The organism is Phyllobacterium sp. UNC302MFCol5.2 (genome assembly GCF_000686005.1).
GTDB lineage: Bacteria > Pseudomonadota > Alphaproteobacteria > Rhizobiales > Rhizobiaceae > Phyllobacterium > Phyllobacterium pellucidum.
In genome coordinates, this window is sequence record NZ_JMLL01000012.1 from 362,573 (window position 1) to 375,459 (window position 12,887).

General features: G+C 55.6%; 10 protein-coding genes and 2 pseudogenes. 10 read left to right on the forward strand and 2 right to left on the reverse strand.

Going from position 1 to position 12,887, the window contains the following annotated elements:
* Positions 1–22: 22 nt before the first annotated feature.
* Together BR48_RS0116445 and BR48_RS0116450 are read left to right on the forward strand one after the other, a co-directional pair.
* Positions 23–958, forward strand: coding sequence for a LysR family transcriptional regulator (locus BR48_RS0116445; RefSeq protein WP_027232316.1), 936 nt, complete (start codon positions 23–25; stop codon positions 956–958).
* 537 nt (positions 959–1,495) lie between these two features.
* Positions 1,496–1,861 (forward strand): hypothetical protein, encoded by a 366-nt coding sequence (locus tag BR48_RS0116450; protein ID WP_027232317.1) that lies wholly within the window; start codon positions 1,496–1,498, stop codon positions 1,859–1,861.
* Here BR48_RS0116450 and BR48_RS0116455 read toward each other — a convergent pair.
* A complete protein-coding gene (locus BR48_RS0116455) occupies positions 1,858–2,805 on the reverse strand; it encodes a sugar-binding domain-containing protein (RefSeq protein WP_027232318.1) in 948 nt (315 codons plus the stop codon). The two genes, BR48_RS0116450 and BR48_RS0116455, sit on opposite strands and share 4 nt — an antisense overlap.
* A 186-nt stretch (positions 2,806–2,991) precedes the next feature.
* Between BR48_RS0116455 and BR48_RS0116460 the strand changes: the two genes are divergently transcribed.
* Genes BR48_RS0116460 through BR48_RS0116485 form a run of 6 tightly spaced genes read left to right on the forward strand, consistent with a single transcriptional unit; the run spans position 2,992 to position 10,389 of the window.
* Positions 2,992–3,978, forward strand: a complete 987-nt coding sequence (locus BR48_RS0116460) for an ABC transporter substrate-binding protein (RefSeq protein ID WP_051615081.1) — start codon at positions 2,992–2,994, stop codon at positions 3,976–3,978.
* A gap of 8 nt (positions 3,979–3,986) precedes the next feature.
* Positions 3,987–5,690 carry an iron ABC transporter permease gene (locus tag BR48_RS0116465; RefSeq protein WP_027232320.1) on the forward strand — a complete coding sequence of 568 codons (1,704 nt, stop codon included), beginning with the start codon at positions 3,987–3,989 and terminating at the stop codon, positions 5,688–5,690.
* On the forward strand, positions 5,678–6,748 hold the full coding sequence (locus BR48_RS0116470; RefSeq protein WP_027232321.1) for an ABC transporter ATP-binding protein: 1,071 nt from the start codon (positions 5,678–5,680) through the stop codon (positions 6,746–6,748). The genes BR48_RS0116465 and BR48_RS0116470 overlap by 13 nt, the downstream gene beginning before the upstream one ends.
* Positions 6,718–7,899 (forward strand): MBL fold metallo-hydrolase, encoded by a 1,182-nt coding sequence (locus BR48_RS0116475; protein ID WP_245273539.1) that lies wholly within the window; start codon positions 6,718–6,720, stop codon positions 7,897–7,899. The genes BR48_RS0116470 and BR48_RS0116475 overlap by 31 nt, the downstream gene beginning before the upstream one ends.
* 26 nt (positions 7,900–7,925) lie before the next feature.
* Complete coding sequence (locus tag BR48_RS0116480) at positions 7,926–8,669, forward strand: 5'/3'-nucleotidase SurE (RefSeq protein ID WP_027232323.1); 744 nt, start codon at positions 7,926–7,928, stop codon at positions 8,667–8,669.
* A gap of 55 nt (positions 8,670–8,724) precedes the next feature.
* The gene (locus BR48_RS0116485; RefSeq protein WP_027232324.1) at positions 8,725–10,389 is read left to right on the forward strand and encodes a Na/Pi cotransporter family protein; all 1,665 of its coding nucleotides are present in this window, start codon (positions 8,725–8,727) and stop codon (positions 10,387–10,389) included.
* A 314-nt stretch (positions 10,390–10,703) separates the two neighbouring features.
* Here the strand turns inward: BR48_RS0116485 and BR48_RS26300 are convergent.
* Positions 10,704–10,853: pseudogene (locus BR48_RS26300) on the reverse strand (integrase); the annotation flags it as partial.
* Between the two features lie 323 nt (positions 10,854–11,176).
* Here BR48_RS26300 and BR48_RS26705 point away from each other — a divergent pair.
* Together BR48_RS26705 and BR48_RS0116505 are read left to right on the forward strand one after the other, a co-directional pair.
* Positions 11,177–11,341: pseudogene (locus BR48_RS26705) on the forward strand (3-keto-5-aminohexanoate cleavage protein); the annotation flags it as partial.
* A gap of 357 nt (positions 11,342–11,698) precedes the next feature.
* A complete protein-coding gene (locus BR48_RS0116505; RefSeq protein ID WP_027232326.1) occupies positions 11,699–12,676 on the forward strand; it encodes a L,D-transpeptidase in 978 nt (325 codons plus the stop codon).
* Positions 12,677–12,887: the final 211 nt, after the last annotated feature.

Consider the following 12,887-nt stretch of genomic DNA (forward strand, 5'->3'; position numbering starts at 1 on the left):
GCCCATAAATACAGGTTATGCGATGTTGAAGTTGCGCGAACTTGAGATTTTCTATGCTATTATGCGCGGCGGCTCGATCACCGAGGCGGCGCGCCTTCTTGGCATTTCTCAGCCCGCGGTGAGCACAGCCCTGCGCTATGCCGAGGATCAACTCGGAATGCCACTCTTTCGGCGCGCGCATGGCCGCATCGAGCCTACGCCGGAGGCGTTGAGCCTGCTGCCGGAAGTGGAAACGCTTTTCCAGAAGTTCGAATCCATCCGCAGGTACGCCGAGGATCTGCGCGAAGCCCAGTCTGGGCTTTTGAGCATGGCGTCGACGCCGTCCCTGAGTTACTCCTATCTCGCGCCCGCGGTGAAACGGTTTCGCGAGCAGCACCCGAACGTTCGTGTCGTCATGAATATCACCAATTCCCGCCGTGTCGTCGAACTCGCCAATACTTCGCAGATCGATATTGGTGTCATTGCCAGTCCCTTCAATGCGCCGGAATTAACCGCGGAAGACCTAACTGTTTCCGAGTTGCGCATCCTGGTACACAAGGATCATCCGCTGGCGCGCCAGTCAGTGATCCGGCCGCACGACCTCAAACGGTATTCGCTGATAACCAACACACATCATTCGATATACGATGCGGTACAGGCGACATTTCGCAGTTGCAAGGTCGACCTTAACGTTGCCATTGCTGTGAACCATCATGTTACTACCTGCCTTCTCCTCGATACGACGACAACGGTCGCGCTGGTCGATCCGTGGATGCCTGTCGATGTCTTTCCCGATCTCGTCCAGAGAGATTTCGTGCCGCGGATTGAGACGAGCGCCCGCGTCGTATGGTCGGCTGCCCGGCCGATGTCCCGCACCGCTCAGGTGTTCGTCGAGGAATTGAGAGGAGGAATTGCATTGGAGCACGATGACCTGCGACTCAGGAGAAGAGGCGGATCGCCCAAATCTGGCGCTGTTTAAGCGGCTTCTTGACGCCAACCTTTTGGCCAGCGTTCCATGCCGGACGTCCTAGTGCGTTAGGATCATATTGTGCAATAGCCATTTTCGTTCTCCTTCGACCAACATTGGCCGCAAGAACAACTCATGAGAACACTGTCGGGGCCGACGGCCGACCGTCCGCTGCTAGGACACCCCACACGAAAAGCGGACATCAGAGCTCTGCCGCCGGGGTTTGGGATTGGCCAAAGCGGACATTTTCCCGCCGTCGCAGGTGCGCGCATCAAAGGGTAAGCATTGGTGTGGGCGAAGAGGCGGTGGGGTCCTCGCGTGGGTGAAAAACTCGCGCCGAGTTGAGAATGGCTTTATTCCGCGATGCGTTTAGGCGGGTATGGTGATTCATCGGCACCAATTGAAATTCGCGATTATATGGACGTATTTCGATCGACAGCGCGGAGGCGAGTTTGTCCAAGTGCGACGCTGTCCTTATAAACAAATGCGCTGGCGAACAGGGATGCTTCGGTCTAAGCTAATTTACTCATTTCGAATCTGGAGTTTCTGATGCCGCCGTTTCCTGCCGAGGTCCGTTCCATTCTTAACCGAGTAATGGGTTCGTCGCCCGCTGATTTGCGGCTCGTCGCCCAGCGACTTCATGATCATGCGCTCGAAGAACGTATGTCGGGAGAAGAGTTACGATCTGCGTTGGAATTGCTCGGCTATCGCACTGTCGTGGAATTCTGCGCTGAGTTGGGCATGCCAGCGCACGTAGCCGAACGCTGGGAGCGTTTCGGCGTGTCCATCGAGATGAAACAGGTATTTGCCTACCTTATTAGCCAGCGCAAGCGCTTTGCCGAGGCTGTCGAGGAGTTTGAAGCCATCACCCATGTCGGGCTTAAAGATTTTCTGCGCAGCCGGGGCATAGTTTAACCTATCAGGGCAGTAGCCGTTTGGCTATCGGTTATGAGGACCCGTGCGGGCACGACTTTCAGCGCCGCCTTAATGGCTTCGACTTTGGAACTCCCCCCCGCTGCAATGACCACATTTGGTATCCGAGCGACAATATCGAGGTCAATGGCCATCACCATACGATTTATCATATGGTCTACCAGCTTGCCTTCCCTGTCGATGAAATAGCAAAGAATGTTGGCAACTGCGCCTTGGGCCTTCAGGGGATCAACCAGTTCGTTCGGCACGATGCCGTGCCGGAAGATCGTTGATTGCCGCGAAATGTCACCCACGGTCAGAAGCGCGATATCTGCTCGAGCCGCCCGTTGGCGCACCTCCTCGAGGGTAGGCTGATGCCAGAGGGCCTCGCGCAATAGCTCATCGTCTACGATGACCGGCGCTGTGATCTGATAGCTGTCGATGTCGAAAGCCTCGGCCACTTTTGCTGCAACAATGGACGGGTTGATCCAACGCGAATGGGCGAGGCTCCCAACGAGCGCAACCACAGCCGCATTCGATAGCTTTCGACGCTCAATAAATCGGATACTTGCAAAAAGTGTTGCGCCGCCGCCGATCGCGAGTGTCATGCCATCCTGCATTTGTTCGCCCAGATATTGTGCAACGGCATGCCCCAATGCGGTTTCCAGGTGCTCATCCGAACTCGGGGTCGGAATAACAATTGCCGAGGCGAGGCTCCATTGAGCCTCGAGTCTTCGTTCCAGAGCGATCTGCTCTGCCGTGGCAGTATTGATCGTTGTTATGACCAACCCCTCGGCAGTGCAGGCAGCAAGCGTTCGCATGACCTTGACACGGCTGACCTTGAGCTTGTCGGCAATCTGCTCTTGGGTCATGCCTTCAACATAGTACAGCCAGGCTGTCTTCACCTTTATGTCGGAGGAAACGATCGGGAGGGCTTCAGCTTCCATGGGCCGCTTTCTTTGTGTTGGCCGTTTCGTTTTACATCAAAACTGTTCAATTGTCATTGACATGAAACAAATGAACATTGATTATATGTTCAAGCAAGGGTGTTCATGGGTTACGGCGCCTTTGCATGGAGGATTAACTGACAAAGCGTTTGCGCTTGTCGCAAGAGAACCCGGGAGGAAATTAACATGAACAAGTTGATGCGCATTGCCATAGGCGTGCCGGCCTTGTTGGCCGCCTCGATGTTTTGGGCCTCGGCGCAGGCTGAATCGCTGATGCTATATACCTCGCAACCGGATACCGATGCGGCCAAGACGGTGGAAGCTTTCAAGAAAGTCAATCCTGATATCGACGTGCAGGTCTATCGTTCGGGTACGAGCGACATCATGAGCAAGCTTGCAGCGGAGTTCTCGGCCGGCGCGCCCCAAGCCGATGTGCTCCTCATTGCCGATGCGGTGAGCATGGAAGGCTTGAAGAAGCAAGGTAAGCTGAAGGCCTACGAGAAAGCTAACGTTGATGGATTTTCTACGGATTCTTATGATCCGGAGAAGACCTATTTCGGCAGCAAGCTCATCACCACCGGCATCGCCTATAACTCTGCGGCCACCGCCAAACCAGAACATTGGGCAGATCTCGCTAAGCCGGAATACAAAGGCATGATTGTCATGCCCAGCCCCCTCTATTCGGGAGCAGCCGCTTACATGCTCAGTGGTTTTGCCGCAAAACCCGAACTCGGCTGGGACTACTTCGAAAAGCTCAAGGCAAACGAAGTCGTGAGCGTACGTGGTAACGGCGCTGTATTGAAATCGGTGGCAAGCGGCGAAAAGCCATACGGCATTCTCGTGGATTTTATGGCACTCAACGCAAAGGCAAAAGGTTCACCCATCGAGTTTGTATTCCCGTCTGAAGGCGTGCCGGCTGTGACTGAGCCAGTGGCAATCATGTCCACGGCAAAAAACGTCCCTGCAGCAGAAAAGTTCGTCGATTTCATCCTTTCTGATGACGGCCAGAAACTCGCTCTAAGCCAAGGGTATCTGCCGGCCAAGCCCTCGGTTGGTCGCCCTGCCTGGCTGCCGGAAGGCATCAAAGTCACGGTCATGCCTATCGAAACTCAAAAAGTTCTCGAAACGACGGACGTCGACAAGCAAAAATTCTCGCAAATGTTCGGCGGCTAAGGAACAGCATGTTAACGCAGACCAAACAGCGTCAGGGCATTGACATGGCCCTGATCGCAGGGGTGACGCTTGTCGTCGCGACACTATCCATCCTCCCCATGGGACGGTTGGTGTTCGAGCTGGTAATGCCTCAGGGTAGCTTCTCGCTTCGCCCGATCCAGACGGCGATGGGCAGTTCGACTACCTGGACGGCAACGTGGCATTCCCTGCAAGTTGGTGTCGGAGGCACGTTACTCTCAGTCGTGCTGGGGACCAGCGTCGCTTTGCTGGTCAGCCTGACAGACGTACGCGCCAAGAGCCCATTCGTCTTATTCTACGTTGTTCCGCTGCTTATTGCACCGCAGGTAACGGCACTGGCCTGGCTGCAATTGTTTGGACCGGCCAGCCCCTTCCTCAAGCTCGTTGGCTTAGCACCAGCACTGGGTAGCCGGAATCCCCTTTATTCGACAACCGGCATTATCGTCTTGCTTGGTGTCCAATATGGTCCGCTGGTGTTTCTGATGGTGCGTGCGGGATTGCGAAAGCTTCCCCGCGAGTTGGTAGAGGCCGCACTTAGTTCGGGTGCAGGCCGCCTTACGGTCTTACGCACGATTATCCTACCGCTCATGACGCCATCGATAATCGGCGCGACGGCGCTTGCTTTTGTATCGTGTGTCGGAAATTTCGGTATTCCTGCTTTCCTGGGAATTCCTGCAAACTATCTGGTCCTGCCAACACTTATCTATCAGCGGTTGGCCGGCGGTGGTCCCGCCGTCTTGTCGGAAGTTGCTGTGCTTTCGTTCCTGATAGGACTGATCGCCATCGCCGGTATCCTGGCACAGGACTACACGTCACGCCGCCGAGATTATCGGATAGCGTCAACTTCATTGCCCGCTGCTCCGTTCGAGCTTGGGGGTTGGCGCATCTGTTTCGAAATTTTGATGTGGTCACTGATCGTGGTCGTTCTTATTTTGCCTATTCTCGGCCTGTTCCTCACGTCGCTTGTTTCGGCTTACGGCATACCGCTGAATGCGAAGACGGTAACGTTGGCTAACTATGCCTTCGTCATGTTCGACCACACTGCAGCAAGCCGTGCCTTTCTTAACAGCTTTGGTCTCTCGATAGCTGCGGCTCTTTTCGCGGTGGTGCTTGCCGTTCCACTCGCTTACCTCGTCACCTGGCGTGTACGGTGGTGGACAAATTTCCTGAACCTTTCCGTGGAATTGCCCTATGCCTTGCCTGGAGTGGTGCTTGCCATCGCCTCCCTTCTTCTGTTTTTGAAGCCATTGCCGATTCTTGGGGTGCAGATTTACAATACGATCTGGATCATCTTCTATGCATATCTGGCGCGATTTCTAGTGCTGGCGGTCCGTCCGACGATCAGCGGCTTGCACCAAATTGACCGTTCACTTGAGGAAGCAGCGCAGGTTGCGGGTGCAAAGCTGCTCTATCGCATGCGCTCGATCATCTTTCCGCTCGTCGCCCCAGCGACACTTGCGGGCGGAATATTGATCTTCATGACCGCGTTCAGCGAGTTGACCGTGTCGGCATTGCTCTGGGCGTCAGGCTCCGAGACGATCGGCGTCGTGATCTTTTCGTTCGAACAGGGCGGTGATTCGAATTACGCGGCGGCCATATCAGTCCTCACCGTCGCTTTAACCTTCATTCTCATGCTGTTCACCAGTCTTTTTGCGCGGCATCTTCCAGCTGGAGTGCTCCCATGGCGGGATTAAAAATCAACAATGTGTCGAAAAGTTTCGCCGGGTTCAACGCGCTAACGAACGTATCGTTGGACGTGCGCGACGGTGAATTTGTCGCGATCCTTGGCCCTTCAGGTTGCGGCAAGACGACGTTATTGCGCTTGATCGCTGGCTTCGAGAAGGTCACAGAAGGCACTGTTACCGTCGACGGCAATCTGATGTCGAGCCCGTCTATCAACATACCGCCGGAATCGCGCAGAGTTGGAATTGTCTTCCAGAACTACGCTTTGTGGCCTCATATGACCGTTTCGGAAAATGTGGGCTACAGCCTCAAGGTCGCCAAGGTCCACAAGACCGAAAGACACCGGCGTATTGAGGAAGCGCTTGCTCTCGTCGATCTAAAGGGTTTTGGCGATCGCCGCCCTTCCAACCTTTCCGGAGGTCAAAGACAACGTGTGGCGTTGGCGCGCTGCCTTGTTTCTGCGCCATCCCTTGTCCTGTTCGATGAGCCACTCGCCAATTTGGACGTTCATCTTCGCGCCTCGATGGAGGACGAATTCGCATCATTCCATAAACGGACTGGCACTACGATCGTTTATATTACCCATGATCAGGCCGAGGCTATGGCGCTCGCAGATCGGATTGCCGTGATGGACAAGGGAGTTCTCGTCCAATTTGCAACCCCGCGCGAACTTTACGAACAACCCGCTACCGAGATGGTGGCATCGTTCATCGCGCAGGGCATGGTCTTCCCGATTGAGATTCTATCTGCGCAAAATGGCAAGTGCAGAGCGCGGATGCTCGGACACGACGTCCAGCTTCGATGCAGTTCGGATCAAAAGGTCATTGCTCCGGCCAATGCCTGCATACGGTCGGCAGACATTGAATTGGTCGAAACCGGTGGCATTCCCATTGAAATCCAACGATGCATCTATCGCGGCGGCGGTGCCCGTATCGAGGCGAGACCGTTGGACGGGTCTGATCTGGAACTCCATTTCGATCTTCCTGAACCGAAACGACTCAAAGCTGGTGATCGAATACAAATTCGCGTCATATCAGGTTGGGTCATTCCGCAGGAGTACGTATCGTGATCCGCGTCGATCTGTTTGGCGGATTTGGCGAAAAAGGCCGTACCAGCGTTGGCATAGCAACGCAAACCACGAGCATAGTGTGCGATGTTGGTATCAAGGTTGGCGCTGTGGGCAGGGAGTATTACCCGGCTATCGACGATGATCAAATTTCCCGGGTCGATGCACTCTTCATATCGCACGCGCATGAGGATCACATTGGCGGCCTGAGTTGGCTTCAATCCCGGGGCTTCCGTGGTCAAGTTTATATGACGGCCGAAACGCTGTCGGAGGCGCCGGCCATGCTGGAACAGTATGCCGGCAATGGGAGTGGTCGCTCATTTCCTGTCAATCTGCAAGGAATCAGGACGTTTTTCGCGGGCGATGAAATAGATGTCGGCGATATTCGCATCGCGACCGGCCGTTCGGGCCACGTTCCGGGCGGCGTCTGGTTTGGTGCCGAAGCAGGTGGGTCGAACGTCGTCTATACTGCCGATGTTGTCCCCGAGAGCAACGTCCTTGCGATGGATGCGATCTCCAGATGTGATCTCCTGGTTCTCGATGCATCCTACGGTGCGGATCCGATTTCCGGAAATGAACGCAGCCAGGCTATTCGCGACTGGATCGGCAACCGGCAAGCGGGTTGCTTACTCCCGATCCCTCTGTCGGGCAAACCCCTCGAGCTAATGGCAATATTGCAGGGACGGTTCGCCATACATGCTTCGATGCGCGAGCCAATCGCTGCTCAGATCGCCGCAAGTGACGCATTCTTGCCCGGTATCGCTCCGGTGCTGCAAGCGTGCCTCAATAGGGCGCTCGATTGGCGCGAAGAAGCCCCATTTCCGGATTGTCCTCTCCTCACATATGACGGCATGGGAAGTGCTGGTCCCTCGGTGGGAGCGATCTGTCGGGCGGCGGAGCAGAATTTGCCCATTCTGCTGACCGGTCACATACCTCCCAATACGCCGGCGAGTAGGCTCTTCTCGGAGAAACGTGCCGAATGGATACGACTGCCTACGCATCCGACCAGAGACGGAAGCGTGGCGATTTGGGAGAGTGCCGGCCGTCCGCCGGTTCTGGGGCATTCTTGCGTCGTAGAGACGCTTAAGGAACTGAAAACTTATTTGCCGAAACTGGATGTCACCGCCAAGTCGGGACAGCGGCGTATTGTATGAAGCCCGATGTTGACCTGGAGCACTTTATGAGAATTCTTGTTTGTAACGACGATGGTATCGACGCGCCGGGGCTCGGAAAGTTGTGGGAAGCTGCGCGACTGGTGACCGATGACGTATGGATCGTCGCTCCGGATGGAAAACGTACAGCCGCAAGCTCGTCGATCACCATTGCTCGCCCATTGACGATGCGGCAAGCTGGCGAAAGGCGCTATTCCTGCTCAGGCACGCCAGCCGACTGCGTCGTTACCGCAATGAGTTGGTTGTTCAATGACCAGCCCAAGCCTGATCTGGTTCTTGCAGGCGTTAATGACGGTCGCAATGTCGCTGAAGATCTTGCCTACTCCGGTACACTGGGCATCGCCCGCGAGGCGACTTTCTGGGGGATTCCTGCGATTGGCTTTTCAAGAGTCAAGGAGCCACGTCAAACGCCCGCCGATATCCACTGGCTAACCGGCTTTATCAGGCGGGCATGGGAAGAGCGAAGCAAGTGGGCCGAGGCTGGACATTGGCTCAGCGTCAATTTGCCGGCAGACTTGCCGGCGTCGATCAGACAACCCCGTATCGGACGTGACAAGATTGGGCGGAGCGCTGACGTCCTCAATGAAGAAAATGGCGTCACCACGCTGATCGTGCCACGTGGCCGCGATCACAGCTCCTCCAAGGGGGATGAGAACGATCTCATTGATTTGGGTCATGTATGCGTAAACCGCCTTAACTGGTTCGGCGAGAGTAAGCTGGATCAAGGCTTCGTTGGGAGCCTGGCAAATTGATTTGTACGTGCACGCGCCATTGCTCTGCGGTCTATGCACTGAAGGAAAACATGAGGTGAACGGCTCTTCGGTTTTGTTGCACCTTGCGGGCGCGGTGGCGCTGCTACTTTGGGCAACGCGCATGGTCCGCACCGGTGTGGAGCGGGCGTATGGTGAACGCATGCGACAAAGCCTGCGCGGTGTCCTGCACAACCCTATGCTTGCCGCCCTTTGGGGCCTGATGCTCTCCATCGCCCTGCAAAGTTCGACGGCGGTGAGCCTGCTCGTCGGCTCCTTCGTCGGCTCCGGCATCGTCAGCGGCATTGCCGGGTTGATGGCGGTACGCGGCGCCGAGGTCGGCTCGGCCCTCGTGGTCAAAATCCTCTCGTTCGATCTGACCCTGCTGGTTCCGCTTTGCCTTGTGGCCGGCACAGCCATCTTCATGTCGACCGAGCGCAGCAACTGGCGGCAGATGGGTCGTATTCTTGTCGGTATCGGTTTGCTGGTGCTGTCGCTCCAGATGACCGGGCAGGCAACCGAGCCCTTGCGCAACAGCGACCTCTTGCCAGTGATCGTCGGTTACCTCGACACCGATCCCGTAACCGCTTTCCTTCTGGCGGCGGTCATGACCTGGCTGTTCCACTCGAGCATCGCCGCGGTATTGCTCGTCGTCACATTCGCTTCCCGCGGCCTGATCCAGCCGGAACTCGGCATCATCATGATCTGCGGCGTCAACCTTGGCTCGTCATTCATCGCCCCAATTCTAACCCGAAATGCGGCGCCGCAAGTTCGCATCGTTCCTATGGGCAACCTTTTGATGCGCGGGCTCGGTTCGGTCGTGATCCTGATCCTCTATCTGAGCTTTAAGCCATCGATTGCGTTCCTGGGCGCCGCGCCGGCCGATCAGGTGATCAATGGCCATATTCTCTTCAACATCATCATCCTCATTGCCGGACTTCCCCTCTCCCATCTCGTTCTCAAGGCCACGAAGGCTGTCGTCGCCATTAACGTTCCAACCGAATCGCCTCGGTCGCTCGATCATGCCGAGCTCAGTGCCCTCGACGAGAGCGTGCTCGACACGCCGAGCCTTGCCCTTGCGAATGCGACACGCGAGGCGGTTGCCGTCTGCGAGACGGTTGAAATCATGCTGCGCGGCATTATCGATCTTTATGAAAATCCCGACCAGGCACGGATCGACGAACTCTCGGCGCTCGATGACAAGGTCGACCGCAAGCACGCCGCCATCAAGCTCTATCTCGCCAAACTGACGACGCGGAAACTGTCGGATTATGAGGTGGGCCGGGCGCGCGAACTACTCGGCGCCTGCGTCAAGCTCGAACAGGTCGGCGACATCATCGTGCGCAACATGCTGGCGCTCGTGCAAAAGAAGATGGACCGCAAGCTTCAGTTTACCGATGAAGGCTGGCGCGAACTCAGCGATTTCCATGCAAGGGTTCTAACCAATGCGCGGATGGCGTTCAACGTCCTTGTTTCGCGCGATCGCGAAACAGCACATCAGCTCGTGCTTGAAAAAGATCATCTGCGGGATGTGGAAAAGCAAACCAGTGACCGGCATTTCAGCCGCCTGCGCGAAGGCACGCCGCGCAGCCTGGAGACGAGCTCCATTCACCTCGACACGATCCGCGACTTAAAGCAGATCAACTCGCTGCTCGCTTCGATGGCTTACCCCGTGCTCGAGGAGCAGGGGCTGTTGAATACGACACGTCTGCGAGCGCTGTAAGGTCGAAACATACCGTATCTAAACCTAAGTTGCGACCTGAACTTAGCCTCAGAAAATATTCTGACATCTGCGAAGTATTGCGCTGGATTTCCACGACGTCTGCCGTGTAAAGGTTGCTGATGACCAATCGTGAACAACGACCGCTGTTGGCGCAACTTCGACCCGCGTTGTCACTGCGTGTTGTCCGCTTTGCAGCGATAGCGACCGGTGGCTCGATGGCCATTATGGAGGCGCGTAGCCGCTCAATTGCAAACTTTCAAATTGGAAACATTCCATTGATACGTGCAGCCCCACAGTGAGTGGGCTGCAAGCGCTCAAATCTCAGTATGCTCCGCTAGCTCCAGTGCATCCTCGATGTCCACACCAAGGTACCTGACCGTGTTCTCGATCTTGGTGTGCCCCAACAGGATTTGAATAGCGCGAAGATTGCCTGTCGCCTTGTAGATCATTGCGGCCTTGGTGCGGCCGGCTGATGTTGGCCTATCAACCAATGGAAGCCTGCGCTGCCATGGTTAGAATATGGTGAAAGATGTATGCGTTTCCAATGGGCTACTTAGCTGATAATGCCGCTCGGTGGGCTGTACGTTGGAGGCGTGACGGCTTCTACAACGACATCTCATGTTCCTTGGCGCGCCATAAGGCATCGATCGCTGCCGGAATTTCCACCAGATTATTGAGAGGCCCAGGGTTAGCGCCGTTTTGTCCTATCTGGACTATCACGAGTCGGAGGTAACCGATGAGTTCGCTTATCGCCTGATCGATCTCCTTGACGTGTTGCACTGTCTTGATGCTCAGTGGGCCTTTCGAACCCTGCATAATCTGCGTCGCGATCACCGGCTCGCTGCCGCAAAAATCTAACAATCCTGCGGTGCCGATAACGATCGCAGAGCAGGTCGAGTCGACCCACGGATCCTTTGAGGCAGGTGCGACGATCGTCCATTGCCACGTGCGCCCGACCCGCCCATGTAAATGCGTAATGGCGGATCGGGCCACGCCGGACCCGCAAAAAAATAAAGTGCGATTTAATGATTCGGAATCCGGAAACGCCGCCCCTACATTGCGGCCGTGTATGAAGATTATCGAACATTCAAAATGGTGCATGTGTTCGGGAGGCAGCCCGGCCAGTTGGTCAGCGTGACGTCCGCGTACGAGCGGCCTTTCCAGGAGCAGAATCTGACCAGTCTGCGGAAGGTGCGGTTCCTGCTGAGCGGTGACGCGACTTTCGAACCACGAAACTTTATGAAGATGTTGTAACTTCACAAGAAACTTATTTTTGGAACATCTTCATTACAAATGCCATTTGAACGACATGAAAACAATTGTTGGAATGTCCACATTCTTTCTGATCGTTTCCGTCATCGTCGGTGAAGCTGCAGAGGTAACACCCGACGCGATCAATTCTGCTTCACTTTCCACAATCACTGCGGGGCCCGCTTCCAAATCAATAGCTGATCCCGATCCAGCGATCGTCCGTCTGCAGGTTCTCCTAGACCGCGCAGGTGTGTCGCCGGGGGTGATCGACGGCCTTGATGGAACAAACGTCACCAAGGCGGTGATAAGTTTCGAAAATATGATGGGGATACCTCCGGACGGTGCGATCGACCCCGATGTCGTCAGCAGGCTGGAGACAGGGGGCCCGATAATTAGCACCTACACGGTGACGGACGATGACCTGAAAGGTCTCGTGGACCATATTCCCGTGGACTACGGCGAAAAGGCGAAGATGCCCAGCTTGGGATACACCAGCGTCGCCGAAAAACTGGCAGAGCGTTTTCACATGCACATCGACCTGTTGACTACGCTCAATCCAGGTTCAAATTTCGCTTCCGGGGATACGGTCCAGGTGGCGATGCCCGGTCCCCCGCGCCATGGAAATGTGGTCCGCATCGAAGCCGACAAGACCGCTGGGCAGGTCACGGCTTACGACAGGCGCGACGTCATACTAGCGGCATATCCCGCGACAGTTGGCAGCGAGGATAATCCTTCTCCAAAGGGTACGCACAAGGTGAAGGGCGTCGCGCGGATGCCGGTGTTCAGATACAATCCAAAGGTCAACTTTAAGCAAGGGAAGAACAATAAGATACTCACGATCCCCAAAGGCCCCAATGGACCGGTCGGAACTATCTGGATCGATCTAACCGAGCCAACATACGGCATTCATGGAACGCCTGATCCCGAACTTATCGACAAAGTTGGATCGCATGGCTGCATTCGTCTGACCAACTGGGACGCCGAGGAGCTAGCTGGAATGGTGAAGCCTGGCGTTGTTGTACGGTTCGTCAACTAAGTGTTGATATTCAGATCGGCCCTTTAGCGAGTTAGCGTTTTCTGTATGACGTTGTTGGTACGCTCTTTAGGTCTGTGACGCACGCTACCCTCCAGATAACTTGATGAAATCTATCGAGCAAAGCGTTCGGCTGAAGATTCGCTTGCCGTAGAGGTGCCTCGCTTCGGCTGTCCATGGAACCGAAACGGTAGCAGGCCTCCCCCTAGCTTCG

Bases quoted from the DNA above. Each gene is read 5' to 3' on its own strand.
- BR48_RS0116445 (WP_027232316.1), top strand. From the start codon at position 23: ATGTTGAAGTTGCGCGAACTTGAGATTTTCTATGCTATTATGCGCGGC.
- BR48_RS0116450 (WP_027232317.1), top strand. From the start codon at position 1,496: ATGCCGCCGTTTCCTGCCGAGGTCCGTTCCATTCTTAACCGAGTAATG.
- BR48_RS0116455 (WP_027232318.1), bottom strand. From the start codon at position 2,805: ATGGAAGCTGAAGCCCTCCCGATCGTTTCCTCCGACATAAAGGTGAAG.
- BR48_RS0116460 (WP_051615081.1), top strand. From the start codon at position 2,992: ATGAACAAGTTGATGCGCATTGCCATAGGCGTGCCGGCCTTGTTGGCC.
- BR48_RS0116465 (WP_027232320.1), top strand. From the start codon at position 3,987: ATGTTAACGCAGACCAAACAGCGTCAGGGCATTGACATGGCCCTGATC.
- BR48_RS0116470 (WP_027232321.1), top strand. From the start codon at position 5,678: ATGGCGGGATTAAAAATCAACAATGTGTCGAAAAGTTTCGCCGGGTTC.
- BR48_RS0116480 (WP_027232323.1), top strand. From the start codon at position 7,926: ATGAGAATTCTTGTTTGTAACGACGATGGTATCGACGCGCCGGGGCTC.
- BR48_RS0116505 (WP_027232326.1), top strand. From the start codon at position 11,699: ATGAAAACAATTGTTGGAATGTCCACATTCTTTCTGATCGTTTCCGTC.